The following is a 26,245-nucleotide window of genomic DNA, read 5'->3' as shown; positions in this document are numbered from 1 at the left end:
ATATAGTTAAGTTTATATAGTAAATTAATTAAAGAAAAATGTATAATTATATAGTTCTATTAAATTAATTAAAATATGAGGTGATACCTTGCACATTATGGAAGGATTCCTACCGCCCATGTGGTGTGGAATTTGGTACTTAATATCTGGTGTCTTTGTGGCGCACGGTATTATACGATTGAATAAAATATTTAAGGAAAATCCTGAATCAAAACCATTGATAGCAGTTGCAGGAGCATTTATGTTTGTATTGAGCTCATTAAAATTACCATCAGTTACAGGGAGTTGTTCGCACCCTTGCGGTAATGGATTGGGTGCAGTATTGTTTGGTCCATCTGTTACAGCAGTATTGGCAACTATTGTATTGTTATTCCAAGCTACGCTATTAGCACATGGTGGACTAACCACCTTGGGGGCAAATATATTTTCTATGGGAATTATGGGCCCAATTGCAGGATGGTTAGTATTTAAATCTTTGAAAGGAAAAATGAACTCAACTTGGGTTGTAATGTTAGCCGCAATTTTTGCAGATTGGGTTACCTACATCACAACAGCAGTCCAACTTACAATAGCATATCCGGGAGCTGACCCCATGAATACGCTATCTATATTCTTAGGAATATTTGCGGTTACACAAATACCACTTGCAATAGCAGAAGGTTTATTAACGGCATTATTATGGGACAAAATTAAAGAGTTAAGACCCGATATATTATTAAAATTGGGAGCGATAGATGAAAGCGAGGTTCCTAATTATGCAACATCAAAAGGGGGTGTTGAATAATGGAAGGAAAACATATATTGATGATATTAGGAGTAATTATTTTAACAGTAGCACCTCTTGTAATGTTTAACGGACTTGGAGAAGACGATGGTTATTTTGGAGGAGCAGACGGCCAGGCAGGAGAGGCAATTGTGGAACTCACAGGACAGAGTGAAGACCAAATAGTATGGTTCCATTCAATATGGGAGCCACCAAGTGGAGAAATTGAAAGTTTATTATTTGCATTACAAGCTGCAATTGGTGCTATAATAATTGGATATTTCTTAGGATACAGCAAAGCTAGAAAAGAATATATCAACTAATTCTGTATCTAACTATATATCTATAATATTCATACCTTTATAATTTTTTAATTTTTATTGTTAAATTTAATTTTTATTTTTTTAATTTATAGTTAATTTTCAATAACCATCCTTTATCTGCCCTATTGTAAAAATTCCTCTGGAATTTTGAGGTCCCCCCGGGATTCAATAATCTCTGATTATTGCATATCGTAAAAACTCCTTCGTAGTTTTGAGAATTATTAAATAAAATCTCTTCGAGATTTTATACAAAAGCATAGCTTTTGTAAACGAATTTCTTCGTTTATTTGTAATATAAAAAGATTAGCTTTTAATTATGGCATATTTAAAAAAGACCGAAGATTAAATATAATATATACGGGTGAAAATTTTGTTGCAAAATACTGTGGATAATATAGCTCATTGTAATAAATTACGAAATGTTAATCCAAAATTAAAAGTAATATTTTCAATAATTACGCTGTTAATTTGTGTATTATCCCAATCAATTATTGTTCCACTTATTATAACCATATTGATGGTTTATTTAACTTTATTCAGGGCAAATGTTCCGAAAAAAATATATTTACAATTTATGGGAGCTCCTGTTGGATTTGGAATAATCACCGTAATTCTTATGGCATTTATATATAATCAGGGAGCTCCGTTATTTTCAATAGGTTTATTTGGTTTTAAAATCTCTGCGTCTAAATATGGGGTTGAGCTTGGATTATTAATATTTAGTAGAATGCTAGGAGGAGTGTCATCAACATTATTTTTAACCTTAACAACACCCATGACAGAATTATTTTTCGTATTAAAGGAACTTAAAGTTCCAACCGTAATGCTCGATATTGCCATGATGATGTATAGGTATGTATTTGTATTATTGGATGAAATGATTAGAACTGAAAATGCTCAAAAAACAAGAGTTGGATATAGGAATTTATCAACGACATATAAATCATTGGGCATGTTGGCATCAAATTTATTTATAAGAACTTGGGATAGAGGAGAGGTCCTATTTACTACCATGAGCTCCCGATGTTATAATGGAGATTTAAAAATATTAGGAAAAATAGAAAACCCAAAAATAGTGTATTTATTAATGTGTACCATATTTTGGATAATATTAATATCAATATCATATATTACAAAAGATTTTAAACTATTGGAGTATATTAATAGTTATTATTAATATAGTTGATATTTATTATTAATATTATAATTATAAATACGGTGAATAAATGGCAATTATTGAAGCAAAGGACATTGTATATAAATACCCAGATGGAACTTTGGCATTAGATAGGGCAAATATATCCGTGGAAAAAGGAGATATGGTAGCTTTACTGGGCCCAAATGGGGCTGGAAAAAGCACTTTATTTTTACATTTTAACGGCATATTAAAACCAAAAAGTGGGAAGATATTGTTAAAGGGAGCTCCCATAAAATATGATGCCAAAAGTTTAATGGAAGTTAGGAAAACTGTTGGAATAGTTTTTCAAAACTCCGATGACCAATTATTTGCTCCCACAGTAAAGCAAGATGTAGCTTTTGGACCTCTAAATTTAGGATTAAAAGAAGAAGAAGTGGAGAAAAGAGTAAAAGAAGCTTTAAAGGAAGTTGGTATGGAAGGATTTGAAAACAAACCGCCACACCATTTAAGTGGAGGGCAGAAAAAAAGAGTGGCAATAGCAGGCATATTAGCAATGCACCCTGAAATTATGGTGTTGGACGAACCAACTGCTGGACTTGACCCAATGGGAGCTTCTAAAATTATGAAATTATTGTATAAATTAAATAAGGAAGGAATTACAATAATTATTTCCACCCATGATGTGGATTTGGTGCCAATTTATGCAAACAAAATATTTGTTATGGGCAAAACAAAGATTGTAAAAAGTGGAACTGTGGAAGAAGTATTTAGTGATATAAAAACAATTAGAAGTGCCAATTTAAGATTGCCAAGAGTTGCTCATTTAATAGAGGTATTAAACAGAAAAGAAGGAATAGATTTAAAAATGGGCTATACTATTGGAGAAGTGAGGCATAATTTTGAAGACCTTTTTAAAGAACATTGTGATTTTTGATTTTTATAAATCTTTATTATAGTAAGTTCAAAAACTGTCCCATATTAGTCCAAAATAATTAAGTGGAATGGGGCATAACTACAAAATACAGTTTTATTTTCACCACCATATGGTGTGAAACAGTTCGAAGATTGACTATATTTTTATTTATTTTATAGGGAGCTCCCTTAAAAATAAAATTTTTAATATAAAAATTTAAATTTTTTCTCTTTTAATCATTTTAAATTTAGCTCCCCCACATTTACAAACTAAATTTTCTATTCTAACAGATTTACCATCTATCTTATGGAGCTCCCCACAATTCATACATTTGTAATGTCTAATCACAGGTTTTACTTCACCAGTATATAATTTATTTAAATCAATTTTTTCATTAAAATTCAAATTTCTACCAATTAACCGAGCTAAAAAGGTAGTATTTCCAATAATTTCCGAACCTTCATATTTATTAAATCCCGGTATGAGCTCATAAATTACAAAACCTGTATTTAGTAATATTTTTTGGAGCTCCAAATATTCATTAATTGGTTTGTGGGAAAATGCCAAATATAACGCTCCTTCTTTTCCAAGTGCTTCCACTCCACGGGCTAAAAATAATTTTAATCCTTCAATAGTATATGGCGGGTCTGTAAAAACTACATCAAAGCTATTTTTATACTCCTCTTTTATGCTATTTCTAAAATCATGTTTAATGGTTTTAATATTTAAATTTTCTTTATCAGATATATTTTTTATTAAATTTAATAATCTATCGTCTATATCCATTACCACAACTTCCTCACATAATCCACTTAATGCCGTAGGTATAGAGGTTAAATCATCATCTCCAACAAATAATATTCTTTTTCCCTCCAAATCTCCCCTATCTGCCATAAAGGCGGCTCTATGTGTTGCTGTTTCTGGTGTGGCGTATGATTGGTCAATTGAAGTATTTACGGTCGGTCTATTTTTTGAGTGTATTTTATGCTTTTTAAGAATAGCCCCAAAATAATCATCAAGAATTATACTTCTTCCATTGCATGTAGGGCATTTTAAATCATAGGGCATTTTAAATTTTAAATTCTTTTCAATTAATTTTAGTCCCTCTTCAGAATAAATTGCCCCTTTTTTATCTCTTTTTAAAATTCTGTTTCTCTCCAATATGGTTCTCACTTTTGAGATAATTGGCAATGGCAATTTTGTATATTGGGATATTCTTTTTGTAGATATTGGTTGATTTCTATATATGCACCTTAATATATCCTCTATTGCGGGAGCTCCCTCGGCTATTTTTGTATCATTTGCTATTTTACTTAACAGTGTTTTAAATTCAAGTGGTGAGTTTTGTTCGTTGTTTTGATTTTTTTGGGAGGGTCCCATTTTTCCTATTACTTTCATAATTTTACCTTTGATTTAAATAATCCTTATTTATGATTATTTATATGATTTTTATTTATATAACTCCTTTTGTGCTAATTATTCCTTTTCTTTCGTCAATTTGAGTTGCATTATCCAATGCAATCCCAAAAGCCTTAAAAAGTGCCTCTATTTTGTGGTGTTCGTTCTCTCCAATTACTTCAAAATGTATATTCATATTTCCATTGTTTGCCATTGACTCAAAGAAATGAACTATATTTTCGGTGGAGAGTTCTCCAACTTTATCCCTCTTTGGAATATAATTTCCTACTACAAAAGGACGCCCCCCCAAATCAATAGAAACCATAGCTCTTGCTTCGTCCATCGGAACAATGGCATGTCCAAATCTCTTTATATTCTTCTTCTCAATTTTATTCATTGCCATTCCTAAACATATACCAACATCTTCAACGGTATGATGGTCATCAATTTCCAAATCTCCCTCAGCAATTAGAGATAAATCAAAAGAACCATGTTTTACAAATGAGGATAAAATATGGTCGAAAAAAGGGATTTTGGTAGTTATTTCATAATTTCCAGTCCCATCTATGTTTAATCTTAATTTTATATTTGTTTCATTTGTTGTCCTCTCCACTTCAAAAACTCGCAAGGTATCACCTTTTATTATTTTAGGGAATTATTTAAATGGGCATGTTGATTCCATAACATCTATATCCTTATAATTTAAATATGATTTCCACGAATCTTTATTTTCCAGTCTTGGACCCAATACAATTTTATCGATGTATTCTGTGAAATCTTTTTCTATTTCAATATATAATCTTGGGGAGAATATATCGTAATCTATTTTTATTTTATTTTTATTTATTTCATTTATATCTATTTCTTTATTTATATTATATCTTTTTATAATTCTATATTCTTTTTCTTCTGTGTAGTGTTTAGATTTTACTAAATATCTAAGTTCGTCCAATAATCTATTTAATAATTTTTTGATTTTATTGTTTTTTAAATCTAAATCTTTGGCATATTTATCAATTTTCTTCAAAACGGTAATTAATTCATTAGTATCTTCATAAATTACTTTATATAAACAAAATTCATCAGGATTTTCCCCATATTCAAGAATAGTTTCAGACGGATTGTCGTTATTATTAATATTCATAGGATAATTTGATAAATTATCGGAGTTTTGGTCAAAGAATTCTTTATTAATACAGATGCAAATACCTTTTGCCTCTTCTTTATCGCCATCTTTTCCATAAGTTCTCCATAAAAATAATTTATCAATATCTTTATATTCTTTTTCATTACCTCCTTCCCCTACAATAAAACTACCTAAGAATGTGTAATTTTCTTTTTTCATATCCTTTTTACTATTCTCATCTTCGTATATATTATATAGTTGTGTTATTTCATCTTCTTTCTCCATTATTTCTTTTAATGTCATTCCTTCTTCTGGGTCATTCATATAACAAACTTCATACAATCTAAAATAAGGCGTTTTATCTTCTTTATTTTCTTTTTCTTCTTTATTTTCTTTTAATTTTAACATATCTGTAATAACATGTGGTTTTGTATAATGTGCAATAATCGGATTATCTTTATTATTATTTACTTTAAGTTCTTCTTTGAAGTTGTCTATTTCCCCCATAATTTTAACTAATGACCCAAAATATTCATTTCTTTTATCATTATCATCTATATTTTCAAGTTCTATATATGTTGAAATTATAGCACTATTGTACCCATATTTTTTAATTTCTTTGCCACCTAGCCTTAATCCCTTTTTATAATATTCAATTGCTTTGTCATATTCTTTTTTTGAATTATAACACTGTCCTAAGTTTATACAAACAATCCATTTCTCTTTATCTGGATAATCGTTTTTTGAGGCTTCCTTATAATTTTTAATTGCTTCGTCGTAGTCTTTTTTTAAGTAATAACAATGTCCTAAGTTTATAAAAATACGCCATTTAAATTTGTATGGATAATTTTTTAAAGCTTCATTATAATATTCAATTGCTTTGTCGTAGTCTTCCTTATCTTTATATTCATTTCCTTTTTTCAAATACCCTTCCCAATTCATAATAACCGCTCCACTTTATATAAATTATAGATATTGTTAAATATTCCCTTAATAACATTTAAATTTATCTTTATTTTAATAAATTATAGTTAGTCTTCAAAAATTGTTCCTTAATTGTTCCAAATAATTAAGCATATCGAAGATACTATAAAATACGGTTTATTTATAGTTAATCTTCAAAAACTGTCCCTAATCCGTCCCAACGCATTTTATAATATTGTTTTATTTTTGCTAATTTTATGGTGATTTTGCATTTTAATATGGGGGTTTAGTGAAATTGTCCGAAGATTGACTATATTATTGCGCGTGAAACAGTCCGAAGATTGACTATATAAAAAATATATCTTAAAAAAAATTTGATTTTATATATTTAATTATTTATTATTCTAAATACTCTATATTACATATTATTTTTAAGTTGTTCTCCAATTAAATCATCAGCCCAATCTAAAAATTCCTCCAAAGATTCTATTGGTATTTTACCGCCGGACGCCACGGAATGACCTCCCCCACTACCTCCAAACAATTCCGTTAATTTCATAACTTCTGTAAGATTTAATCCATTACTAACTAAATTATGGTTTCCCCTTGAAGATATTTTATAATAATTCTCATCTTTATTTATGCCCATTATTGGTCTATCTTTTGCCAATAGTCCTGCCAATAGTCCTGTTGTTCCCTTTTCCCCAAAGAAATAATCGAAATTGTCTTTATGGTTTAATTTTAATTTATTTAGTGCTTCAACAATATTTAATTTATATTCATAATTTAATTTTTTTGCCTCTTTTATGCAGTTTTCATCACCTAATGCCGTGCAAATTCCCAATTGGGCATTGCCATTTTTACCACAGGCGTTGAGGAGCTCCATCAAATAATGACCATCTTTTTCGTTGTGGTTTATTATGTATCTATCAACATATAGTTCATTTATATAATTTGGATTTATGCTACTTAATGCCTTTTCTAAGTTCTTTTTATCCTCGCCGTCCAAATATATTTTATTTGGGTCAATATTGTATTTATTTAATAGATTAATAATTTGTTCTCTTTTTTTCAATTCTTTTATATATGGGTTAAATGAGAATAATATACTGTCTGTTATTGATATATCATAACAATTATATATTATATCCCGTAAAATTCCATTAATATGCTGTTTTTCCATTCCTTCATTTAATATGAATTTATTTAATCCAATAAATGGGAGATGTTGCATATCCCCGATTGCCCCTGTAATGGCCAAAACACTTAAATCATAATATCCAAATTCCCGTGCTACCAAATAGCAAACACCACTTGCAGAGATTTCATTTGAACCATCTATTTTAAAAATATGGGGATTTAATTGTAATATATTCTCTATTTCTATATCGTTAATTTCTGTGGGATGATGGTCTAATATTATGGAGTTCAAATTATTTTCAAGTATTTTGTTTATTTGACCGCTACCCATATCAGAAAATATATATAATACACTGTTGCTGTTATTGTGGTCATCACTGCCTTTACTTTCGTTTTTGCTTATTATATTGTTTATTGTGTTTTCTTTACCCAATTCATTTATGAAATCCTCCGAAAGTTGTTCAACAATAGATAAATGAAATTTTTTGTTTTGGCGAGTTAATAACTTTATAATAATTGCCCCAGATGTCAGCCCATCAGCATCATTATGGGTTATAATTCTAATTAATCCATCATGATTTTTTATTTTGTTGGTTATTTTTTCCACAACAGATTTATATTTAATTAAATTTTCTTCTTTAAACATATTTGTTAGCATATTTTCGACCTCTGGGAGAAAATATACAATATCCTTCGGATATTGAATAAAAGCAGAGCTTTTATATTTAAAATCCCCCATTTTATAGATATTTCGACCTCTGGGAAATAAATTATATTATTTTTATTTTTCTTCCACAATTTTTCCATTTGGAGATAATTCTTTAAATATTTGAGATTCAAATGAATATATATTTACCTTTTTTTTAATCCAGGTATCTACTGGAAGACCTGCCTTTAAACATAAATTAGCCAAATATTCCCCTATATCCCAATTATGTTCAATTGGAACTTGTGGCAACAATAGCCCCCTATATGTTCCATATTCAATAATAAGTCCATCCCTTCCAACTTTTATTTTTTCCAAATAGTCTGCTGGACTATTTGCTTCAACTAATTTTGGGGGTGTTAGTATACTAATTTCTATTGTAATATCCCGGAGTTCCATTCTCCCCACAGGTGGAAATCTTGGGTCATCAACTGATGCACTTATAGAGGCTTCTTTTAGTGCATCGATTAAAGGCATAACTGGTTCAGGTATTCCAATGCAGCCCCTTAAATTTCGTTTTGGATAGGTATATAGCGTTGTAAAAACTCCCCGCGGTTTTTTGAATATTGGAGGGAGGTCATCGACAACATAATGTACCCCAGAAAGATAACATTCAATATTTATTCGTGCAAATTTAACGGCAAATTTTCCTTCTTCAAATGATAATTTTTCCATACTATACACCCTCCCGCGTAATATAACTACATATAATATTATAATATAATATATATAAAACAAATTAATATATAAAAATTTGTTATGTATATATGTTATATATCATATTAATTTATTATTAGTTTATTAATTAATTTATAAGTTATTTAATTAGTTTATAATTTTATCGGTGATATATTGATTTTATTAGCACTACCAAATAAAGGAAGAATTTCCGAACCAATTAATAAAATATTGGACAAAGCAGGCTTAAAAATATCAGCACGGGGGCGAAGCTTATTTGCAAAAACTGTTGATGAGGAAATAGAAGTAATGTTTGCAAGGGCTAGAGACATTCCAGAATTTGTTGCAGACGGTGTTGCAGATGTTGGAATTACTGGCTATGATTTAATCTGTGAAAGAGATACAGAAAACTCAGTGGAATTTTTATTAGATTTCAATTTTGGAAAGGCTAATTTAGTAATAGCATCTCCCGAAGATTCAGATATTAATTCAATCAATGATTTAAAAAATGGCATGAAAATAGCCACAGAATTTCCCCATATTACAAAAAAATATTTGGAAAGTAAAAATCTTGATTTAGAAATTATAGAGTTAAGCGGGGCAACAGAAATTGCACCATTTATAGGAGTTGCAGACCTTATAAGCGATTTAACTTCAACTGGAACAACGCTAAAATTAAACAGATTAAAACAAATAGATACAATAGTAAAATCCACCACACGACTAATAGCCAATAAAAAAAGCATGGTAGACGAAAATAAACGATTAAAAATAAATCAAATTACATCGGGAATAAAAAGTGTTCTTTATGCCCAGACAAAACGATTAATTATGATGAATGCCCCAAAGGATAAAGTAAATGAAATTAAACAAATTATTCCAGGCATGAGCGGACCTACAATATCAGAGGTATTATCAAATGATAAAGTAGTTGCCGTTAATGTTGTAGTTGATGAAAAACAGGTATTTAAAATAGTTTCAGAATTAGAATTAATAGGAGCAAAAGATATACTTGTGCTACCAATTGAAAGAATTTTATAATATATTATTTTATTATTATTTTATTTTTTATTCAAAATATCAGCCAAATATTTTAAAATCTCCCCTGGAACATCTGCAAAATTCATAATTCCCCTAAATTGTGGCGTGATATTCATTTCCAAAATATAAGGTTTATTATTTTTATCAATTAATACATCTACGCCAACGATATTGGCCCCTATTTTTTTTACAGAATTTAAAATTAATTTTTCAGTATCTTTATTTAATTTAAATTCTTTAATTTTAGCTCCTCGAGAATAATTTGCCCTCCAATCATTATTTGAAGGTATTCTTTCCATTGCACAAATTATTTTATTATTTATTACAAAAGCCCTTATGTCATGTTTAAAATCAAGGAGCTCCTGCACAAATAATTCATTACCATTATTTTTTAGCAATTCAAATATATTATTTAATTCCCCTAAATTATTAACTTTTAAAACACCATTTCCATAACCGCCATATATTGGCTTTACAACCACAGGAAAATTAAAATTATTTGCTTTCAGTTCGTTTTCAACATTTTTAAAGTCGTTGGCATATGTTAAAAATGATTTGGGCATTACTTCTTTTAATTTTAAATAAGTTAAATATTTATTTTGACATGTTTCTATACTATCAGAATTATTAATAATTTTAATATTTGGTATCGTTTCAAGATATTTTAAGGCATAAATTCCCTCTTTTAAATAATCTCTTTCTACCCGTGATAAAATTATATTATAATTATTATAATTATTATTTAATCCAGAAATCATTTCCAATGGGTCTAAAAATGATACTGCATAATTATTGTTTTTTAATTTTTCATAAATCATTTCGTTTTCTGGTGTTCTTTTGTGGCAAAGTATGGCAATTTTTGTTTTTTTAATGTTTTCACCATAGGTATTATTTTATAGTTATACTTTCCAAATCTCCGCCCATTTTGTATGACAAGGTTAGGTTTATTATATTATCTTTAATTACTGGGTTTTCTATGGGAATTATTAACGGAGGATTTAACATAGGGGAGCTCCCTGACATTATGTCTTTTGTTAATTCTGTGTAAGTATTTAATCTAATTCCTAAATTTGTTTCTCCGTTGTAGTCTTCATTTAATTTAAATTGTAAATTATAACTAACTTCCTCTTTATTTATTTTATAAAAATCAATTGTATCATATAGTATTTCTTCCGAAACCGATTTTGATACCACTTCTTCATCATAATAAATATGTCCCATTTTTGCAATTACTATTTGTGCCGTGTTATATGCCTTTTCAGGAATAATTTTTCCATTTTCTTTTAAATATCCTTTTTCAATAATGGAATTTAATACGGGAACTTGTGGCTCCGTTATTAATGCTGTATCAAGCAATTCCGCTATAATTACATCAGCCTGTTCCTTAAAATTATATTCGGAAGCATCAGCCTCTATTAAATTTATATTTTTAATATTTTCATAATCATTTATTTTTAAATTTTCTTTTGCATACATGCAGGTTATTGGGTCAAGCTCTAAGGCATAAACTTTTTTTGCCTTTTGAGATGCCACCATTGCCAATATTCCGCTACCTGTTCCCAAATCATAAACTATGTCATTAGGTTTTACTGTTTGCTCAATAGCTTCTTTAAAAACTGCTACTCTGTCCGTGTCAAGAAGCATACTATAATGCCATTGTGGAACACTTAATTTAAGTTTCATAATATCACTAAAAAAGTTTGTATATTGTATATTCCAAAAAATATATAAAAATAATAATATAAAAAAATATCATAAATAATGTATAAATAATGTAAAATTAAAAAATATTAAATGATCTGGATAAAGAAAATCCATAAGTTAAGATTTAAAATAATATATTATTATCCTTTAACTACTCCCATAGGTTTCATTTTACATACTTTTAAAGATATACCTGAATTATGAACTACATCGGCCACAAACTCTATATTTTTATAAGATTCTGGGCATTCCTCTGCTACAACACCTTTTGAATCTGCCATAACTAATATTCCCTTTTTCCCCAAATCGCTAATTATATCCTCTGATTTATACATTTTTAAAGCCTTAGCCCTACTCATTATCCTACCTGCACCATGTGCCGTAGAACCAAAAGTTTCTTCCATTGCGGTATTTGTTCCATGCATTAAATAAGATGATGTCCCCATATCCCCAGGTATAATTACAGGCTGACCAACGGTATTATATTTTGCTGGTATGTCCTCATTATCTGGTCCAAATGCCCTAGTTGCTCCTTTCCTATGAACTACTACTTTTTTCATTTTTCCATTTATTGTGTGATTTTCTTTCTTTGCAATGTTGTGTGCCACATCATATAATATATTCATTTCAAGGTCTTCCGCCGAAGTTTTAAATATGTCCTCAAAGCTTTCCCTTATCCAATGTGTGATAAGTTGCCTATTTGTCCAAGCATAATTTGCTCCGCAACTCATTGCCTTAAAGTAGTTTTGCCCTTCCTCCGAAGTTATTGGAGCACATGCAAGTTGTCTATCTGGTAAAGTTATATTGTATTTTCTAGCTGCTTTTTCCATATATCTAAGATAATCGGCACAAATTTGATGCCCCAAACCTCTTGAACCTGTATGTATTAATATTACAACCTGATTTTTTTCAACGCCATATATTTTTGCCACTTCTTCGTCAAACACTGTATCCATATATTGTATTTCTAAAAAGTGGTTTCCACTACCTAATGAACCTAACTGTGGAAGACCTCTCTTTTTGGCACTGTCCGATACAAGTGAAGCATCTGCCTCCTTCATTTGTCCATTTTCTTCGATATATTTTATATCTTCCTCCCATCCATAGTTATTATTTATGGCCCAATTTACTCCTTCTTCAAGAACTTCTTCTATTTGATTTTTATTTATTCTAATTTTTCCTTTGCTCCCTAATCCTGATGGAACATTTTTAAATATCTTACTTAGGAGCTCCTTCATTTTAGGTTGCACTTCATCTTTTGTAAGGTTGGTTTTTACCAGTCTAACTCCGCAGTTATGAACCACAACCCCATTTGCTATAAAGTTATGGGACTGGTGGAGTATGGAAACATCATACAACTTTGAATTGTATGGAATCTTTTTAATTTCTTTTATTTTATCCAAAACAAATCCTCCTGCAACTCCATACTTTTTTACAAATTCTTCATAATATGGAAAATTCTTTGGAATTCTTACGACTGTTCTATTTTCATATATTGTTCTTTCCACAAATTTTTTATTTGCCCATTTGCCAACTACACCATCACATACTTTGGATAAACTTCCAGTTTTTCTGTAAATATCTATTGCCTTAACAATACTGTTTTTTCTAATGTTTTTGACTGTATCTTTGTATTTTAAATATTCATAAGCAAATAATCCCTCTTCTTTTTTATCTTTGGAATATTCATACCCAATATGCCCCAAAAATAACTTTATACTCTTTTCATTTACTATGGATAGTCGATAAACAACCTTATTTTCCACTGCTTTAATCTCATACACCATACTACATATACCAAACTCAGAGAGCATTTTTTTAATATCTGCCAGGTAATTTAAGAGAGAATCTTTAAGAACATCTGATTTTGATTGAGTAAATGATATTGGCATTGGAGTATATTTTCTAAAACATATTTTACTACCGTCTGCACCAAATAAACCAGCTAAAAAGTTTCTTTTGACCCATAATGGCGATTTTTTTATCCATTTTGGAATGGTGTATTCAATATGTGTTTTTGTGCCAATGGGCATTCCAAGTTTATGCATAAATAACGCAAATGCTTTGGAAGTTATTTTTATATAATTATCTTTACATGAGCTAACATATTCACTTCCCCATGCATTTTTTATTTTAATTTCCCTATTTCTCGAATATATTTTTGAACTTTTTACACTTAATTTTTCTAAATCCTTTTTAACCTCTATTAATTCATCTTTTTTCCCATAAAATGCAAGATATATTCTTTTTCTTTCCCCGTTTTCCTGAACAATACTTCCATCGCCAAGAGCAAAACCTAACAATCGTGCTATTGCTCCTATTTGTTTATGATTCATTTTTAATGGTAATAAATTCCTTTCATTTAAATATTTGATTATTTGGGCATCATATTTAGCAAAGTTCTTTTCATCTAATATTACTTCATCAGATGGTTCTTCATATTCCACGCCTTCAAAAGGATAAACTACAACATCTTGTTCTTCTTTTAACATTCCCATTGGGACATAGCCGTTTAGCGTTAAAATTGGATGGTCTGCACTACCTTTCAATATTCTACCGTTGTTTGTTTTTGTTCTTATTATATTATTGTCTTCATCTCTTTCGGAGACAAAAACTACATCTGATGAGTCATTTTGTCCTTCTTTTATATCATATATTTTAAGTTTTAAATCAAGATTTTCTTTAAGGCTTTCAATATTTACCCAATATCCATCATCTGTTAAAATGTTGGAGTCAGTTGATAGGCAGTTGATATCAAAACCCACACCCCCTGGGCTTATTACTCCCATTTTTTCATCAAATGCCGCCACTCCCCCAATTGGAAACCCATAGCCATAGTGAGCATCTGGCATTGCCATTGAATATTTTTGAATACCCGGAAGACATGCCACATTTGCAACTTGTTCCAATACATCATTTTCAAGTCCTCCGATTAAATCATCATTTAAATAAATTCTACCGGGAACTTTCATTTCTTTTTTGTATGTTTTTGGGAGCTCCCAACTATTATCACTAATTTTATTTAATTCCATAATCTCACCTACCAATAAATATGAATAAACAAAATAATTATAAAAAAAGTATAAACTATATAAGTATTAAGATTATATAAATATTGGTAATTGGTGATATAATTGGAAATTACAATAGTTGGAACAGGACATAAAAATATAAATGCAACCCACAAAACAACATTGGAAATTACAAAAGAGCCTTATTTAACACCAACGGGGGATTGCATTGTTGGCATAAATATTGATAAATCTATGGTTGATTTTTCGGAAGAAATTAGGGAAAAAATTCGGAGCTCCGATAAAATTATTGTAGAAATTATTGTCGGGGATTTAAAAGAAACCATAGTAGGAAAGGGGCATAAGGATTTAATTTTAAATCATCCAACCGATATAGTAATAAGAAAAAGTAATTTTATATGTCCGAGAACGCTGATTATAAATGCGGATAAAAGTGCAAATGATTTAAATCGTGAAATTGTGGAAAGATTAAAAAAAGGAGAAAATTTAATTTTTAAGATAATTATATTATAATTATTTCAGGAGCTCCCATATTTTCTTCAACTTAACAACATCAACCTGACCGGGTGCGGAGCTCCTGCCCTCCATAGATGCAAAGGTTAAAATTGAACCTAATTCGACCCCGATTATTCTCGTTAATTTACCAACTTCTCCCATTCCTATACCAATTATTTTGCCTTCATAAATACTAATTACTGCAAAAATCTTTAATAAATCATTTTTATTTTGTGCCATTGTGGCAAATTTAGCAATATCTCCAATTTTTAACTCTTTCTCCACAATTTCCATTAAATCCTGTTTAGATGGAGTTTTTTCAAAATCATGATATGATACAATAATTTTAGTTTTTGAGCCTATTTTATTTCTAAATTCAACAAGTTCTTTATTTTTTTCTTCCTTTAATTCAATATCTATGAATTTTACATTATTTTCAATTGCTGTTTTATATAACTCTATTCTTTTATTATTATCTCCAGTATATTCTCCACCTTCCCAATCTGCCCTAATTGTAATTATTGAAGGATATTTTGCCATTTTTTCTATATCTTGTTTATCTACGCTTTCAAGTAGGTCTGCCCTAAATTCCACTATATCGGCTACTTTTAAAGCCTCTTCTGCACTTTTTAAAGCATCATTTATATTTTTATCAATTACTGGAATACAAATCATATAGTATCACACACACCTTTTGTTATTTATTTCTCATATTTTTCTGTAAGAACTGATTTTATTTTTTTAGCTGTTATCTCCCCTATGCCTTCAACCTCTCGGAGCTCCTCCACAGATGCCTTAACAATATTTTCAATTGTGCCAAATTTTATAAGTAAATTTTCGGCCATGAGAGCTCCAATATCTGGAAAACTTTCAACTATAAATCTTTGTCTTTCTTTTAAAGACATTGGTTTTTTTCCTGTCCTTATGGATATTGTTCTTTTATCCCGCAACTGCTCCCGTTCTGCCATTTTTATTAATATATTCGCCGTCTCTTCCATATCTTTCGTAAAAATTACAGGTATGTTAAAATCCAACATTATAGAAACCATAGTTCCATTTATTATTTTTTCGGACAATCTAAAATAATCATTGCCCTCCACAATTAAAATCGGTCTTTCATATTTTTTTAAATCTTTCAATTGTTTGAATAATCTTTTATCAATTATGGAGCCCTCTAAATCTTCGGCTGTTTTTCGCTCCACTATTACTCTATCACTTAATATAAAATCCCCATTATCAAGGGCTTTAAACTCCAAATCTGCTTTATCATAAATATATCTACTTATTATTTTTTCCCTGCTATCCACTATTATTTTAACTGGTTTTGTGGAACATTTATTCGACAGTACGATATTATTTTTATTTTCTATTATCTCGTTAATATTTTCTTTAATTTCCTTTTTAACATTATTTTTACAATCTTCTTCAATAGATATTTTACCATTTGTATCGCCTATTTTGTTATTTTCTTTTTCTGCCATCTTATTATTTTCTTTATTTATATGATAATCTATCGTATTTTTATCCTCAATTATATATTTATGTGCATTTTCCTCGTTTAATTTCTCATTTAATATTTTTTGCATATCTTTTAAAATTCTTTTCATTTTCCGCTCTTTATTTAGGGCTGACCAGTAATATCCCTCATCACGGCTATCTTTTGTAATTAATACAATACACTCCCCCCCTTCCCCACGAGATGCCCTACCTCGCCGTTGTATAAATCTTATTTCAGAAGGCACCGGCTCATAAAATATAACGAAATTTACACTCATTATATCTATACCCTCCTCAGATACGCTGGTAGAGACCAAAACATTTACGGCGGGGTCATTTTTAAATTTTTCAACTGCCTCAATTTGTTTTTTCTGAGACATTCCTTTTCCGTCTTTATTAGATTGCCCTACAAAAGGTATTGCCTGTATTCCGTTTGAATTTAATAAATTTACTATCTTTTCTACTGTGTCCCGATATTGGGCAAATATTATTGTTTTATTATTATTATCAATATTGTTGGTATTATTAGTGTTCTTTTTTTTAGTGTTCTTTTTTTCTTTTTTTCCTTCTTCTTTATTCAATACATCATTTACAACTTCCAAAAGTTTTTCAGTTTTTGGGTGCTCTAATTCAGTAGTTCTTAATGAATATGCCACCTTTAAAACTTTTGAATCTTTAATTATGGCTTTTGCCGATTTTGTGTCCTGACTACTTAACCGTTCATAATAATTTAAAAATGCCTCTTTTCCCTGGCATTCAAGGGTTTCAATGGCATAATCTAATTTTATTGCTTCGGAGGCTATTTTTATTAGTTCATATTTAGAATTATCTTCAATTACCATAATTCTTTTTTGAAGCTGTAATAATTCTGTTTTATTTACATTGGTGGAATAAATTATTTTATGGTCTCTTAATATTTTCAGTCGTTCCATTTGGGCCTGTTTTAATAAATTTATACATTCAGCAAATTCTTTTGGGAGCTCCACTTTAATAGGTCGTAATTTCACTGTTTGAACATACTCTTTAACATCAATATCATCTATTGTTCTTATTTCCACATGCTCAATACCTAAATTTTTACATACTTCCAATATTTTCTCAATATTTGAGCCCGGGGAAGCTGTTAATCCCAATATATGGGACTTATTCCTAAATACCGAAGCTACAAAAGAATAAGAATGATTTCCTGTGGTGTGGTGTGCCTCATCGGCGATTAATAGGGCAAAGTCATCAGTATTTACCCTATTTGCCACAATATCATTTTCCACAATTTGAGGGGTTGCAATAAATATTTTCCCTTCTTCCCATATCTTTTGCCTCTTTGCAGGAGCTATTTTTCCAGTTAAAACAACTATCTTATCCTCCGGAATATTTAAAAAAGTTTTTAAACTATTGTAATGTTGTTCTACCAATGGACGAGACGGAGCTATAATTAGGACTTTTTTATTTATATTTTTATTATTGTTTTTTGACAATATTCCCGCAATTGTAAGAGTTGCTATGGCAGTTTTTCCCAATCCTGTCCCCAATACGCATAGCGTATTTTTTCTAAGGGCATTTGCCACCATAGTTTGCTGATATATTCGTGCTTCCATCGTATTTGGTTTTATAAGTGGGTGAGTTATATTCATATTTTATACCCGTATTTTTTAATTTATTTTTTATACAAAAGCTCTGCTTTTGAATAAACTCCTTTTAGGATTTTATATATTTATTTTATTCTCTATTTCTTTTTTTATTTTCATTTTTCTTAAATCTATCCAATACCATGTTAATTTCATTTTCACATTGTTTATCATATTTTAATTTAGCCATTTTTAGCCTTCCATACAGCATCTTTTTTAAGTTGGGGTATTTATTGATTATTTTATTATATTTGTACCTTGCATCATTCCATTTTCTATTTTTAAAACTATTTTCCGCATCAATTATTTGAAGTAGCGCATCTTCCATCATTTCTAACTTCATTCCTAATTTTTCATTAAAATATGGAGGCAATATTTTACATTTAATATTCTTAAATTCTCCAGATAACATACTTGATGGAAACATTAAGTTAATATCTAATGAACTCATTGAAGATTCGTAATTTGGATGAGAATAAATTTTTAATAGATTTTTAGATTGATTTAAATAATAAATTGCCTTTCCAAATTTAAATCGTCTCATATGGATATATGCCATTTTATATTTTGATTTTGCAATATCGGTGATTATAATTAGTATAATATTTCTAACGATTGCACCAAATAATGCCATTAATAATATATTAATTTTTACTCCTGAAAACATTCCCAATAATCCAAATAATATTATAAGTTCATATCCTGCAAGTATTCCTCCCAATATTATAAAATAAATAACTGCACTAATTAACAACATAATATATGCCGATAGAAGGCCCATTGAAATTCCCCCAATATGTATTGAAGTAGTAATCAATATAATTAAATTAATTACAATTATTAATCCGATTATTTTTCTGTTTATGGGGCTATCAAATATTCCATTTATTTTGTACCTAATCCCAAAATAAAATATTAATCCACAACTAATGATAGCATATAATATAAAACTTATCCAGCCATATATTCCAATTAATTTTGATACTTGATTATGTATTGTGGCCGATATTATTGTGCGGATGTTCATATTACCCCCCGATATTATCTTATCAGTTATGATATCTTCCAAAATATATGCCCCCCCAACCTGCATAATACAATATACTGGACGAAGTCCTTCCAATACATTGGAATGCAGATATTTGCTGATTTAGTAAAATGATTTATAGAATTTAGATGGAACAGGAGCTCCCATATGAATATATAAATCACAAATCTACAATGAATCTTATATTATATTCATTATTGTCATTTTTAATCTCCATTTTATGGTATGTTATTGCTTTTACCTCTTCTTTTGGTTGGTGTTTCGTTTTATCTAATTCTTCACCATATGCAACACATTTTAATATGTATTCTTGTTCGTTTTCATTATTTTTATGGACAGTAATATCAATATCATATTGACAAAATAAAGAAAATTCACTATCTATCAATATCAATAATTCTGTTAAAAAATCATATAATAAACTATATTCATCCTCTGAACTAATTGTAAATTGTTTTTTAATCTTTTTTTCAATGGTGTTTATATCCACCATCAAATTAGTTAATGCTTTTGCACTTTCGGAGAATGCTTCATTTAGCGTGTTTCCTTTTGCAATTATTCCCATATCTGCCATAGTTTCAAAATATTCGTACATATATTCACCAATTAATATGTTTAAAAAGTCTGTTATTTAAGTGTCCAAAATTTAGGAGCTCCTAAATTATAAAAAATATTTTTGTATATTATATGTATATATTATTTGGAATATATAGTGCTTTCGAAAAAATATGGGATAAAAAATAATTATTTGGGAGCTCCATTATTAAAAAATTGTAAATTGAATTTAAAAAAAATTAAAAAAAGAATATATTTAGTTAAATCATTGATTTAGCTATTTTTATTAATTCTTCTTTATCCAAAGTTCCAGATATTACTATATTTACGCCATCTTTATTAAATGTAAGCATATTTGCCCCCATATTTTTAATATATTGGGCTTCAATATCTCCAATCATAACTTTTTCAGAGTTTGGAAGATCTATTGGTTTTGAGTTATCTTCCATTATTACAAATCCATTAATTCCTTTTGTATATGTAATAGATATTATTTGATTATTTCCATTCCCTGCCACCATAGCATTATTAAATTCATAGTCTCCGGTATATTTTGGAATCAATATTGTAAATGATACCTGCTTTTGAGCTTCCTCAATTGTCATTTTTTTTGGTATATTGTTATTCATTAATTTTGCTCCTTTTGGTGGCGTAATCGTAAATATACTGTCATCAAGTCCAGTATTATATTTTACATTTTGATATTCTATTGTTCCACCATTAAATTCTATTTTGATTGGTTGCCAATATTCTTTATCAACCCATATTTTCATATTTCCTGTTGATGAGGCTATTGTGCCGGTTTTATTTTTGGTAGTTAATTTTAATATATAACAATCCCCATTCGAAATCTTTTCTTCCCCTACATATTCTGGATTATACATTTCAAGAATGCTTTTAATCATTTCTCCATAATTATTATTTTGCTGTTTTGGGGCGTCCATAGTCATATATTCATTTTTATTTTTATCATACATATAAAAGGTTTTTCCATCTGATGCCATTAGGAATTCATCATTTTCTATGAATGATTTATTTGGTTTTTTATATTTGTATGTGTATTCTATTTTTTCAGGTTTTCCATTTACATCTACCGTCATAACCATATTACAACTCATATCATTTATGGAATCGTATTTTTCTTGCATTTTTTGAGATATTTGGTCTGCTGACATCTGTTGCTCTCCAATGCAACCTGCAAAACATATACCAAATATTAAAGCAACAACTCCAATAATGCAGATAGATTTATTTAATCTATTCATATTTTCACCGCTTTATTTAGTAGATTATTTTTCTAAAAAATAAAATATTAATTAACAATTATTAATTAATATTAATTTTATTTAAATTATTTAAATATATCGTAGATTATGGCGGATTTTATATTTTTATATTGGGAGCTCCCAAAAAAATAAAAAAATAAAAAATTAGTCTCTTGTAATCATTGTTCCAATTCCTTCCTCTGTAAAAACCTCTAATAGAACAGAATGCGGTATTTTTCCATTGATAATATGCACACTATCCACCCCTTTTCTAAGTGCATTCACACAAGCCTCAATTTTTGGAATCATTCCCCCACTTATAATGCCCTTATCAATCATTTCCCCAACTTGGGATATTGTCAATTTTTTATAAATTGTTGAAGGGTCATTTATATCGTCCATTACGCCATCTACATCCGTTATCATTATTAATTTTTTTGCATTAATTGCCCCCGCAATATCTCCGGCCGCAATATCTGCATTTAAATTGTAGGTATTAGCCTGAGAGTCAATGCCAATTGGTGAAATTACTGGAATATACTTTTTTTCAAGTAGTATGTCAATTAATTCTGTGTTTATACTATCTACTTCCCCAACTCTCCCTAAATCTACCTCTATTTTTTCATCTTCTTTTATTATATATTGTATTTTTTTTCGTGCAGATATTAGGTGTCCAGATTTTCCAGAAAGTCCAACAGCTTTTCCACCATATTTTCCAAGCTTTGAAACAATGTCTCCATTAATTTTACCAATTAATACCATTTTAACAATATCAAGAGTTTCTTCATCTGTTACTCTTAAACCGTGTATGAATTCAGGTTCTTTTCCCATCTTTTCCATTGCTTTATTTATTTCAGGACCGCCTCCGTGAATTATAACAGGATTTAAACCTACAAATCTTAAAAGAACTACATCTTTTGCTATCCAGCTTTTAGCCTCTTCATCTACCATGGCATGTCCGCCATATTTAATTACTATTTTCTGGTCTTGAAATTTGCAGATATATGGAAGGGATTCAATTAATACTTCTGCTTTTAATGCGTTATCCATTATTTCACCATTATTTATTAATTTTTAATTATATTTTAAGTGATATTTTATTATTTTATATTTCAGCATTGTATTTTATATATTGTTGTGTTTTTAGGTATAATTTTATATATAAATAACCACATGATTATATAATATATTATTACATTATATTATGCGAGTTTGATATTGATAAATCATTAGTTATATATATTATGTACATATATTGAATTAGAGATTATAAAATAATGTTTTTTTACTATGTAGTTTATTATAAAAATTGATAATAATCTGTTAAAAATTTAAAATATAACCATAATGTTTAAATATTATTTTTTATATTTAATGTTATAATTAATTAGTTTAGGCAATTTATGTATAAACTACAATTACAAAAACCAAGGCAAAACACGATAATTTTGAGGTGCATACCAATGGAAGACGAAAGAATATATACAATACCATTAAGAGATGTGACAAACAACTCACCATCAACAAAGAGAGCTCCAAGAGCTATGAGAAAAATTAGAGACTTCTTAAAAAGACATACAAAATCAGACAATATAAAAATAGACAACTCAATCAATGAAAAAGTATGGGAAAGAAGTTTAAACAAAATCCCTGCAAGAATCAGAGTTAAAGTTGTAAAAGAAGATGATATGGTAATAGCTACATTAATTAAATAATTAATGTTAATATTTTTAGTTTTACTAAAAATTCAAAATCTTAGATTTTGTATATTTTTTAATTTTGTGATACTTATGATTATAAAAGAATACATCTCTGGAATATCCACAATAGGTGTTCTATCCCTTTCCACTGAAAAATTTGGATTAGCCCCATATTTTGCTGAGGAAAACACAATAAATAAATTTAAGAAAGTTCTTGATGTTCCAGTAAAGGCATTAAATATTGGAAATAGTTCTTTAATTGGTGCATTATGTTGTGCTAATTCTTATGGTATAATATTGCCCCCATTTACATTAAATAGGGAAAAAACCATATTATCAGATTTTTTAAAAGAAAATGATATTGACATAATTGTTAAAGAAATAAATGCTAAAAATACAGCATTTGGAAATTTAATCCTACTTAATGATAAAGGTTGTATCATTTCCGAAGAATTAGCCGATTTCAGAAAAACATTTGAAGATATTTTTGATGTGGAAGTTGTAGCGAAAAATATTGCGGAGCTCCCCACAGTTGGTTCAAATGGTGTGGCAACTAATAAAGGAGCTTTGGTGCATCCTGACACAACAGATGAAGAGCTGGAATTAATAAAAGATGTTCTAAAACTCAAATGTATTGAAAGAGGCACTGCAAGTAAAGGAACTCCTTCGGTTGGTGCATGTATTGTAGCAAATTCAAATGGTGCAGTGATTGGCGGAGATACCACAGGACCAGAGATGTTAAAAATAGAAGAAGGATTGGATTTAATAGATTAAACCTAAAATATAAAATTAAACATAAAAAAGGAAAAAGGTGAAAATATGCCAAAAATATACAGAATAAAAGGAAAAATTGTTGGAAAAGATGAACCAATGGTATTTACAAAAGAATACAAAGCTATGAAAGAAGAAGATGCAATTGAAAAAATATATTCAGAAATTGGAAGCAAACACAATGTTAAAAGGGCATCAATAAAAATCATTGAAGTTAGCGAAATTTCGGCTGACGAAGTTCAAGACCCAATTTTACAGGCTGTGCTTTAATTTTTTATATCGTAGTTATAAAATAGGGAGCTCCGGAGCTCCCTTATATTATATTTGTTTTTTATATTTTTTACTGTAATTTATCCTGTTTTATTAGTGCTTCTTTTACGGATTTTTTAACACATTTTGCAATCATTTCCCCTATTTTGGAGTGTCCTCCTGTATAGCCCACCTCTTTTCCATACCCTCCAACAACAATAATACTATCGGTTCCCGTTCCCGTGGCTTGTAAATGTGGCTTTTTAGTGCTTCTTATATCCAACTCTTGAAACACGGTAGTTTTTGCCTCTGTTATTGTAATAATTGCTTTTGCCATAGCTCCATCAGTCAAATTTGCATTAGTTATTAATATTATATTAACTGTTCCTGTTTTTTCCAGCATTAACAATGAGCCATCATTCATGATTTTATATGTTTTAAGGTCTTTTTCAATATAATCAGCCTCTTCATCACCCAATCTTATGGCATTATATTTTGCCCCTGCTGTTGTTAGTGCAATTGTATAATATTCATCAAATTCTTCCTTAGCTATTGCAACATTGTCCATATCTGCACCTGTGGATAATAGTGCGATTCGTTCTTTATCAATATCTATCTTTTTAAAAATTTGGTTTTTATATTCTTTATAGTTATGGACTTTATCCCAAAAAGGAACTGGAATAGAATTATTTCCAACAAATTCGACAACTTTAAATCCTTCCATGGTAGATAAAACTTTTCGCTTTTTTGCAAATTTCACAACAATAGTTTTTGTAGGTTCTGATTCTTCTCCTATTTCCACAGTATGGGGGATTTTATATACATTTAAATCATCAATTTTTAAAATTTCTTCATTCATAATATTACACCACCTATATCAGTTTATATATTTATCCATTATTTTCCTTTATCACATATTATAAATCATATAATTTTTTTAAATTAGATATGCATTTATCAATATGTTCAATATTTTTATTTTGCAATTCTATCATGGTTATGCAGTTAATACCACTGAGTTTATTTTGATATTTCTTAAAATCAATTTTTCCATCCCCAATACATAGATGTTCATCGTATTCGCTGTTGTTATCATGAATATGTATGTGGGATATTTTATCAACAATATTTTTGTCTAAAAATTCCTCAATATTGTTATTTAAAAAAGAATGACCCACATCAAAGGTAATTCCCAAATCTCCTAAATTAGATATAATTTCCTCAATTGGACTTCTAAACATAAACATATCATATGAAGGCATATTTTCTATGGTTATCTTTATCCCATATTCATTTTGAAGCATATTTAAATCATTTAACGATTTTATCAATGAGTTTAATGATTTATCATAATCATATTTAAAAATATTATGCCCAGGATGAAGAACTATTAATTTGGCATCAACTTTGTTAGCCACTTTTATAATATCCTTAACATAAGATATAGAGAACTTTCTAACTTTTTCCCTGTATGAGGATAAGCTTATATCTGTTAATGGGCAGTGTATTGTATAATTTAAATCGTAATTATAAGAAATATCTATATTTTTTTGTTCCATAATATTTATATTGCCATCACAGACCAATTCAACAAAATTAACTTTTTTTTCTAGAAAATCCAGCGTATCTTTTAGATTTGCATTAGAATCTAAAAAAACACTACTTGATATACCTATTTTCATAATCTACCTATTTTTTCATATTTTTTATCTGGAAATATTATTGCATTGTTTTCACAGCAAATATATGAACAGGCATTGCAGTTTATTATGCAGTTAAAGGGGCGTTTGACAGTGGTTTTGTTATTTTCCAATTCATAAACACATTTCGGGCAAAAATCAATACATTTTTTGCAGTTTTTACATCTTTTATAATCAATTGTTGGAAACCATGCAATATCCTTTCTTTTTTTATTGTATTCGGCATAATAAATTTCCTTTCCGCCATTGTAAAACTTTTTATAGATGGTTTTATTTGGTTCTCTAACCATCTTCGTTATTTCTTCATAGACATTGTATATTTCCTCATTAACATCTAATTCTGTCATAAGTTTTTTTATTTCTATATTTAAAATCATAAATTGTCTTATGTTCATTAACAATTCGCACCGTCTTTCGGTATTGTCCATTTCATCACCGACACATATATTAATTA

26 protein-coding genes are annotated in these 26,245 nt (G+C 29.0%); 9 read left to right on the top strand and 17 right to left on the bottom strand.

What is annotated here, in order from left to right; all coding sequences use genetic code 11:
• Nucleotides 1-88: 88 nt before the first annotated feature.
• The 4 genes from MAEO_RS00735 to MAEO_RS00720 all read left to right on the top strand — a co-directional run bounded on the left by MAEO_RS00735 (nt 89) and on the right by MAEO_RS00720 (nt 3,158).
• On the top strand, nt 89-784 hold the full coding sequence (locus MAEO_RS00735) for an energy-coupling factor ABC transporter permease (RefSeq protein WP_048062345.1): 696 nt from the start codon (nt 89-91) through the stop codon (nt 782-784).
• Nucleotides 784-1,086 carry an energy-coupling factor ABC transporter substrate-binding protein gene (locus tag MAEO_RS00730; protein ID WP_011972869.1) on the top strand — a complete coding sequence of 101 codons (303 nt, stop codon included), beginning with the start codon at nt 784-786 and terminating at the stop codon, nt 1,084-1,086. The genes MAEO_RS00735 and MAEO_RS00730 overlap by 1 nt, the downstream gene beginning before the upstream one ends.
• 370 nt (nt 1,087-1,456) lie before the next feature.
• Nucleotides 1,457-2,263 (top strand): cobalt ECF transporter T component CbiQ, encoded by an 807-nt coding sequence (cbiQ, locus tag MAEO_RS00725; RefSeq protein WP_011972868.1) that lies wholly within the window; start codon nt 1,457-1,459, stop codon nt 2,261-2,263.
• A gap of 49 nt (nt 2,264-2,312) precedes the next feature.
• Nucleotides 2,313-3,158 (top strand): ATP-binding cassette domain-containing protein, encoded by an 846-nt coding sequence (locus MAEO_RS00720; protein WP_011972867.1) that lies wholly within the window; start codon nt 2,313-2,315, stop codon nt 3,156-3,158.
• A 195-nt stretch (nt 3,159-3,353) separates the two neighbouring features.
• Here MAEO_RS00720 and MAEO_RS00715 read toward each other — a convergent pair whose 3' ends face one another.
• The 5 genes from MAEO_RS00715 to MAEO_RS00695 all read right to left on the bottom strand — a co-directional run bounded on the left by MAEO_RS00715 (nt 3,354) and on the right by MAEO_RS00695 (nt 9,106).
• Nucleotides 3,354-4,535, bottom strand: a complete 1,182-nt coding sequence (locus MAEO_RS00715; RefSeq protein ID WP_011972866.1) for a bis-aminopropyl spermidine synthase family protein — start codon at nt 4,533-4,535, stop codon at nt 3,354-3,356.
• 55 nt (nt 4,536-4,590) lie between these two features.
• Complete coding sequence (gene hisB / locus MAEO_RS00710; RefSeq protein ID WP_011972865.1) at nt 4,591-5,163, bottom strand: imidazoleglycerol-phosphate dehydratase HisB; 573 nt, start codon at nt 5,161-5,163, stop codon at nt 4,591-4,593.
• Between the two features lie 27 nt (nt 5,164-5,190).
• Nucleotides 5,191-6,603: a tetratricopeptide repeat protein gene (locus MAEO_RS00705; protein WP_011972864.1), complete on the bottom strand. Its 1,413-nt coding sequence runs from the start codon at nt 6,601-6,603 to the stop codon at nt 5,191-5,193.
• 400 nt (nt 6,604-7,003) lie between these two features.
• The gene (locus tag MAEO_RS00700; RefSeq protein ID WP_011972863.1) at nt 7,004-8,383 is read right to left on the bottom strand and encodes a DHH family phosphoesterase; all 1,380 of its coding nucleotides are present in this window, start codon (nt 8,381-8,383) and stop codon (nt 7,004-7,006) included.
• 123 nt (nt 8,384-8,506) lie between these two features.
• Nucleotides 8,507-9,106, bottom strand: coding sequence for a TIGR00296 family protein (locus MAEO_RS00695; RefSeq protein WP_011972862.1), 600 nt, complete (start codon nt 9,104-9,106; stop codon nt 8,507-8,509).
• Between the two features lie 177 nt (nt 9,107-9,283).
• On the opposite strand from MAEO_RS00695, the gene hisG reads away from it, so the two are divergent.
• Nucleotides 9,284-10,150, top strand: coding sequence for an ATP phosphoribosyltransferase (gene hisG / locus MAEO_RS00690; protein ID WP_011972861.1), 867 nt, complete (start codon nt 9,284-9,286; stop codon nt 10,148-10,150).
• 20 nt (nt 10,151-10,170) lie between these two features.
• Here hisG and MAEO_RS00685 read toward each other — a convergent pair whose 3' ends face one another.
• The 3 genes from MAEO_RS00685 to MAEO_RS00675 form a co-directional block, all read right to left on the bottom strand.
• Nucleotides 10,171-11,001, bottom strand: a complete 831-nt coding sequence (locus MAEO_RS00685; protein WP_449405403.1) for an ATP-grasp domain-containing protein — start codon at nt 10,999-11,001, stop codon at nt 10,171-10,173.
• A gap of 37 nt (nt 11,002-11,038) precedes the next feature.
• A complete protein-coding gene (locus tag MAEO_RS00680; RefSeq protein WP_011972859.1) occupies nt 11,039-11,833 on the bottom strand; it encodes a 50S ribosomal protein L11 methyltransferase in 795 nt (264 codons plus the stop codon).
• A 161-nt stretch (nt 11,834-11,994) separates the two neighbouring features.
• Nucleotides 11,995-14,886, bottom strand: a complete 2,892-nt coding sequence (locus MAEO_RS00675) for an intein-containing RctB family protein (RefSeq protein WP_011972858.1) — start codon at nt 14,884-14,886, stop codon at nt 11,995-11,997.
• A gap of 102 nt (nt 14,887-14,988) precedes the next feature.
• Here MAEO_RS00675 and MAEO_RS00670 point away from each other — a divergent pair, with 102 nt between their 5' ends.
• Nucleotides 14,989-15,399 carry a DUF371 domain-containing protein gene (locus MAEO_RS00670; protein WP_011972857.1) on the top strand — a complete coding sequence of 137 codons (411 nt, stop codon included), beginning with the start codon at nt 14,989-14,991 and terminating at the stop codon, nt 15,397-15,399.
• Here MAEO_RS00670 and aroD read toward each other — a convergent pair whose 3' ends face one another.
• From aroD to argB, 6 genes are all read right to left on the bottom strand, one after another.
• Nucleotides 15,400-16,056 (bottom strand): type I 3-dehydroquinate dehydratase, encoded by a 657-nt coding sequence (gene aroD, locus MAEO_RS00665; protein ID WP_011972856.1) that lies wholly within the window; start codon nt 16,054-16,056, stop codon nt 15,400-15,402.
• Nucleotides 16,057-16,082: 26 nt separating this feature from the next.
• Complete coding sequence (locus tag MAEO_RS00660; RefSeq protein ID WP_011972855.1) at nt 16,083-18,509, bottom strand: DEAD/DEAH box helicase; 2,427 nt, start codon at nt 18,507-18,509, stop codon at nt 16,083-16,085.
• An 85-nt stretch (nt 18,510-18,594) separates the two neighbouring features.
• Nucleotides 18,595-19,530 carry a hypothetical protein gene (locus tag MAEO_RS00655; protein WP_011972854.1) on the bottom strand — a complete coding sequence of 312 codons (936 nt, stop codon included), beginning with the start codon at nt 19,528-19,530 and terminating at the stop codon, nt 18,595-18,597.
• A 181-nt stretch (nt 19,531-19,711) separates the two neighbouring features.
• Nucleotides 19,712-20,146: an archease gene (locus tag MAEO_RS00650; protein WP_011972853.1), complete on the bottom strand. Its 435-nt coding sequence runs from the start codon at nt 20,144-20,146 to the stop codon at nt 19,712-19,714.
• Between the two features lie 220 nt (nt 20,147-20,366).
• Nucleotides 20,367-21,371: a DUF4367 domain-containing protein gene (locus tag MAEO_RS00645; RefSeq protein ID WP_011972852.1), complete on the bottom strand. Its 1,005-nt coding sequence runs from the start codon at nt 21,369-21,371 to the stop codon at nt 20,367-20,369.
• A gap of 165 nt (nt 21,372-21,536) precedes the next feature.
• On the bottom strand, nt 21,537-22,421 hold the full coding sequence (gene argB / locus MAEO_RS00640; protein ID WP_011972851.1) for an acetylglutamate kinase: 885 nt from the start codon (nt 22,419-22,421) through the stop codon (nt 21,537-21,539).
• A 413-nt stretch (nt 22,422-22,834) separates the two neighbouring features.
• Here argB and MAEO_RS00635 point away from each other — a divergent pair, with 413 nt between their 5' ends.
• The 3 genes from MAEO_RS00635 to rpl18a all read left to right on the top strand — a co-directional run bounded on the left by MAEO_RS00635 (nt 22,835) and on the right by rpl18a (nt 24,112).
• Complete coding sequence (locus tag MAEO_RS00635; RefSeq protein ID WP_011972850.1) at nt 22,835-23,086, top strand: 50S ribosomal protein L31e; 252 nt, start codon at nt 22,835-22,837, stop codon at nt 23,084-23,086.
• Between the two features lie 75 nt (nt 23,087-23,161).
• A complete protein-coding gene (locus MAEO_RS00630) occupies nt 23,162-23,845 on the top strand; it encodes a translation initiation factor IF-6 (RefSeq protein WP_011972849.1) in 684 nt (227 codons plus the stop codon).
• Nucleotides 23,846-23,890: 45 nt separating this feature from the next.
• The gene (gene rpl18a, locus MAEO_RS00625; RefSeq protein WP_011972848.1) at nt 23,891-24,112 is read left to right on the top strand and encodes a 50S ribosomal protein L18Ae; all 222 of its coding nucleotides are present in this window, start codon (nt 23,891-23,893) and stop codon (nt 24,110-24,112) included.
• A 70-nt stretch (nt 24,113-24,182) separates the two neighbouring features.
• Here the strand turns inward: rpl18a and MAEO_RS00620 are convergent, their stop codons facing one another.
• Genes MAEO_RS00620 through MAEO_RS00610 form a run of 3 tightly spaced genes read right to left on the bottom strand, consistent with a single transcriptional unit; the run spans nt 24,183 to nt 26,219 of the window.
• Nucleotides 24,183-24,950: an adenosylcobinamide amidohydrolase gene (locus tag MAEO_RS00620; RefSeq protein ID WP_011972847.1), complete on the bottom strand. Its 768-nt coding sequence runs from the start codon at nt 24,948-24,950 to the stop codon at nt 24,183-24,185.
• Between the two features lie 58 nt (nt 24,951-25,008).
• Nucleotides 25,009-25,773 carry a sugar phosphate isomerase/epimerase family protein gene (locus MAEO_RS00615; RefSeq protein WP_011972846.1) on the bottom strand — a complete coding sequence of 255 codons (765 nt, stop codon included), beginning with the start codon at nt 25,771-25,773 and terminating at the stop codon, nt 25,009-25,011.
• Complete coding sequence (locus MAEO_RS00610; protein WP_011972845.1) at nt 25,770-26,219, bottom strand: 4Fe-4S dicluster domain-containing protein; 450 nt, start codon at nt 26,217-26,219, stop codon at nt 25,770-25,772. Before MAEO_RS00610 ends, MAEO_RS00615 begins: the two co-directional genes overlap by 4 nt.
• Between the last annotated feature and the right edge of the window lie 26 nt (nt 26,220-26,245).

Origin of the sequence: Methanococcus aeolicus Nankai-3 (genome assembly GCF_000017185.1) — an archaeon.
GTDB classification, from domain to species: Archaea; AGJL01; Methanococci; order Methanococcales; family Methanococcaceae; genus Methanofervidicoccus; species Methanofervidicoccus aeolicus.
The sequence above is the reverse complement of the archived record's forward strand: the minus strand, read 5'-3'. Positions and strand labels throughout refer to the sequence as shown.

What these genes read in the sequence shown, in the direction of transcription:
- MAEO_RS00730 (WP_011972869.1), top strand. Translation starts at nt 784, where the DNA reads ATGGAAGGAAAACATATATTGATGATATTAGGAGTAATTATTTTAACA.
- MAEO_RS00720 (WP_011972867.1), top strand. Translation starts at nt 2,313, where the DNA reads ATGGCAATTATTGAAGCAAAGGACATTGTATATAAATACCCAGATGGA.
- MAEO_RS00715 (WP_011972866.1), bottom strand. Translation starts at nt 4,535, where the DNA reads ATGAAAGTAATAGGAAAAATGGGACCCTCCCAAAAAAATCAAAACAAC.
- MAEO_RS00705 (WP_011972864.1), bottom strand. Translation starts at nt 6,603, where the DNA reads ATGAATTGGGAAGGGTATTTGAAAAAAGGAAATGAATATAAAGATAAG.
- MAEO_RS00700 (WP_011972863.1), bottom strand. Translation starts at nt 8,383, where the DNA reads ATGCTAACAAATATGTTTAAAGAAGAAAATTTAATTAAATATAAATCT.
- MAEO_RS00695 (WP_011972862.1), bottom strand. Translation starts at nt 9,106, where the DNA reads ATGGAAAAATTATCATTTGAAGAAGGAAAATTTGCCGTTAAATTTGCA.
- MAEO_RS00680 (WP_011972859.1), bottom strand. Translation starts at nt 11,833, where the DNA reads ATGAAACTTAAATTAAGTGTTCCACAATGGCATTATAGTATGCTTCTT.
- MAEO_RS00675 (WP_011972858.1), bottom strand. Translation starts at nt 14,886, where the DNA reads ATGGAATTAAATAAAATTAGTGATAATAGTTGGGAGCTCCCAAAAACA.
- aroD (WP_011972856.1), bottom strand. Translation starts at nt 16,056, where the DNA reads ATGATTTGTATTCCAGTAATTGATAAAAATATAAATGATGCTTTAAAA.
- MAEO_RS00660 (WP_011972855.1), bottom strand. Translation starts at nt 18,509, where the DNA reads ATGAATATAACTCACCCACTTATAAAACCAAATACGATGGAAGCACGA.
- MAEO_RS00655 (WP_011972854.1), bottom strand. Translation starts at nt 19,530, where the DNA reads ATGAACATCCGCACAATAATATCGGCCACAATACATAATCAAGTATCA.
- MAEO_RS00650 (WP_011972853.1), bottom strand. Translation starts at nt 20,146, where the DNA reads ATGTACGAATATTTTGAAACTATGGCAGATATGGGAATAATTGCAAAA.
- MAEO_RS00645 (WP_011972852.1), bottom strand. Translation starts at nt 21,371, where the DNA reads ATGAATAGATTAAATAAATCTATCTGCATTATTGGAGTTGTTGCTTTA.
- argB (WP_011972851.1), bottom strand. Translation starts at nt 22,421, where the DNA reads ATGGATAACGCATTAAAAGCAGAAGTATTAATTGAATCCCTTCCATAT.
- MAEO_RS00635 (WP_011972850.1), top strand. Translation starts at nt 22,835, where the DNA reads ATGGAAGACGAAAGAATATATACAATACCATTAAGAGATGTGACAAAC.
- MAEO_RS00630 (WP_011972849.1), top strand. Translation starts at nt 23,162, where the DNA reads ATGATTATAAAAGAATACATCTCTGGAATATCCACAATAGGTGTTCTA.
- rpl18a (WP_011972848.1), top strand. Translation starts at nt 23,891, where the DNA reads ATGCCAAAAATATACAGAATAAAAGGAAAAATTGTTGGAAAAGATGAA.
- MAEO_RS00620 (WP_011972847.1), bottom strand. Translation starts at nt 24,950, where the DNA reads ATGAATGAAGAAATTTTAAAAATTGATGATTTAAATGTATATAAAATC.
- MAEO_RS00615 (WP_011972846.1), bottom strand. Translation starts at nt 25,773, where the DNA reads ATGAAAATAGGTATATCAAGTAGTGTTTTTTTAGATTCTAATGCAAAT.
- MAEO_RS00610 (WP_011972845.1), bottom strand. Translation starts at nt 26,219, where the DNA reads ATGGACAATACCGAAAGACGGTGCGAATTGTTAATGAACATAAGACAA.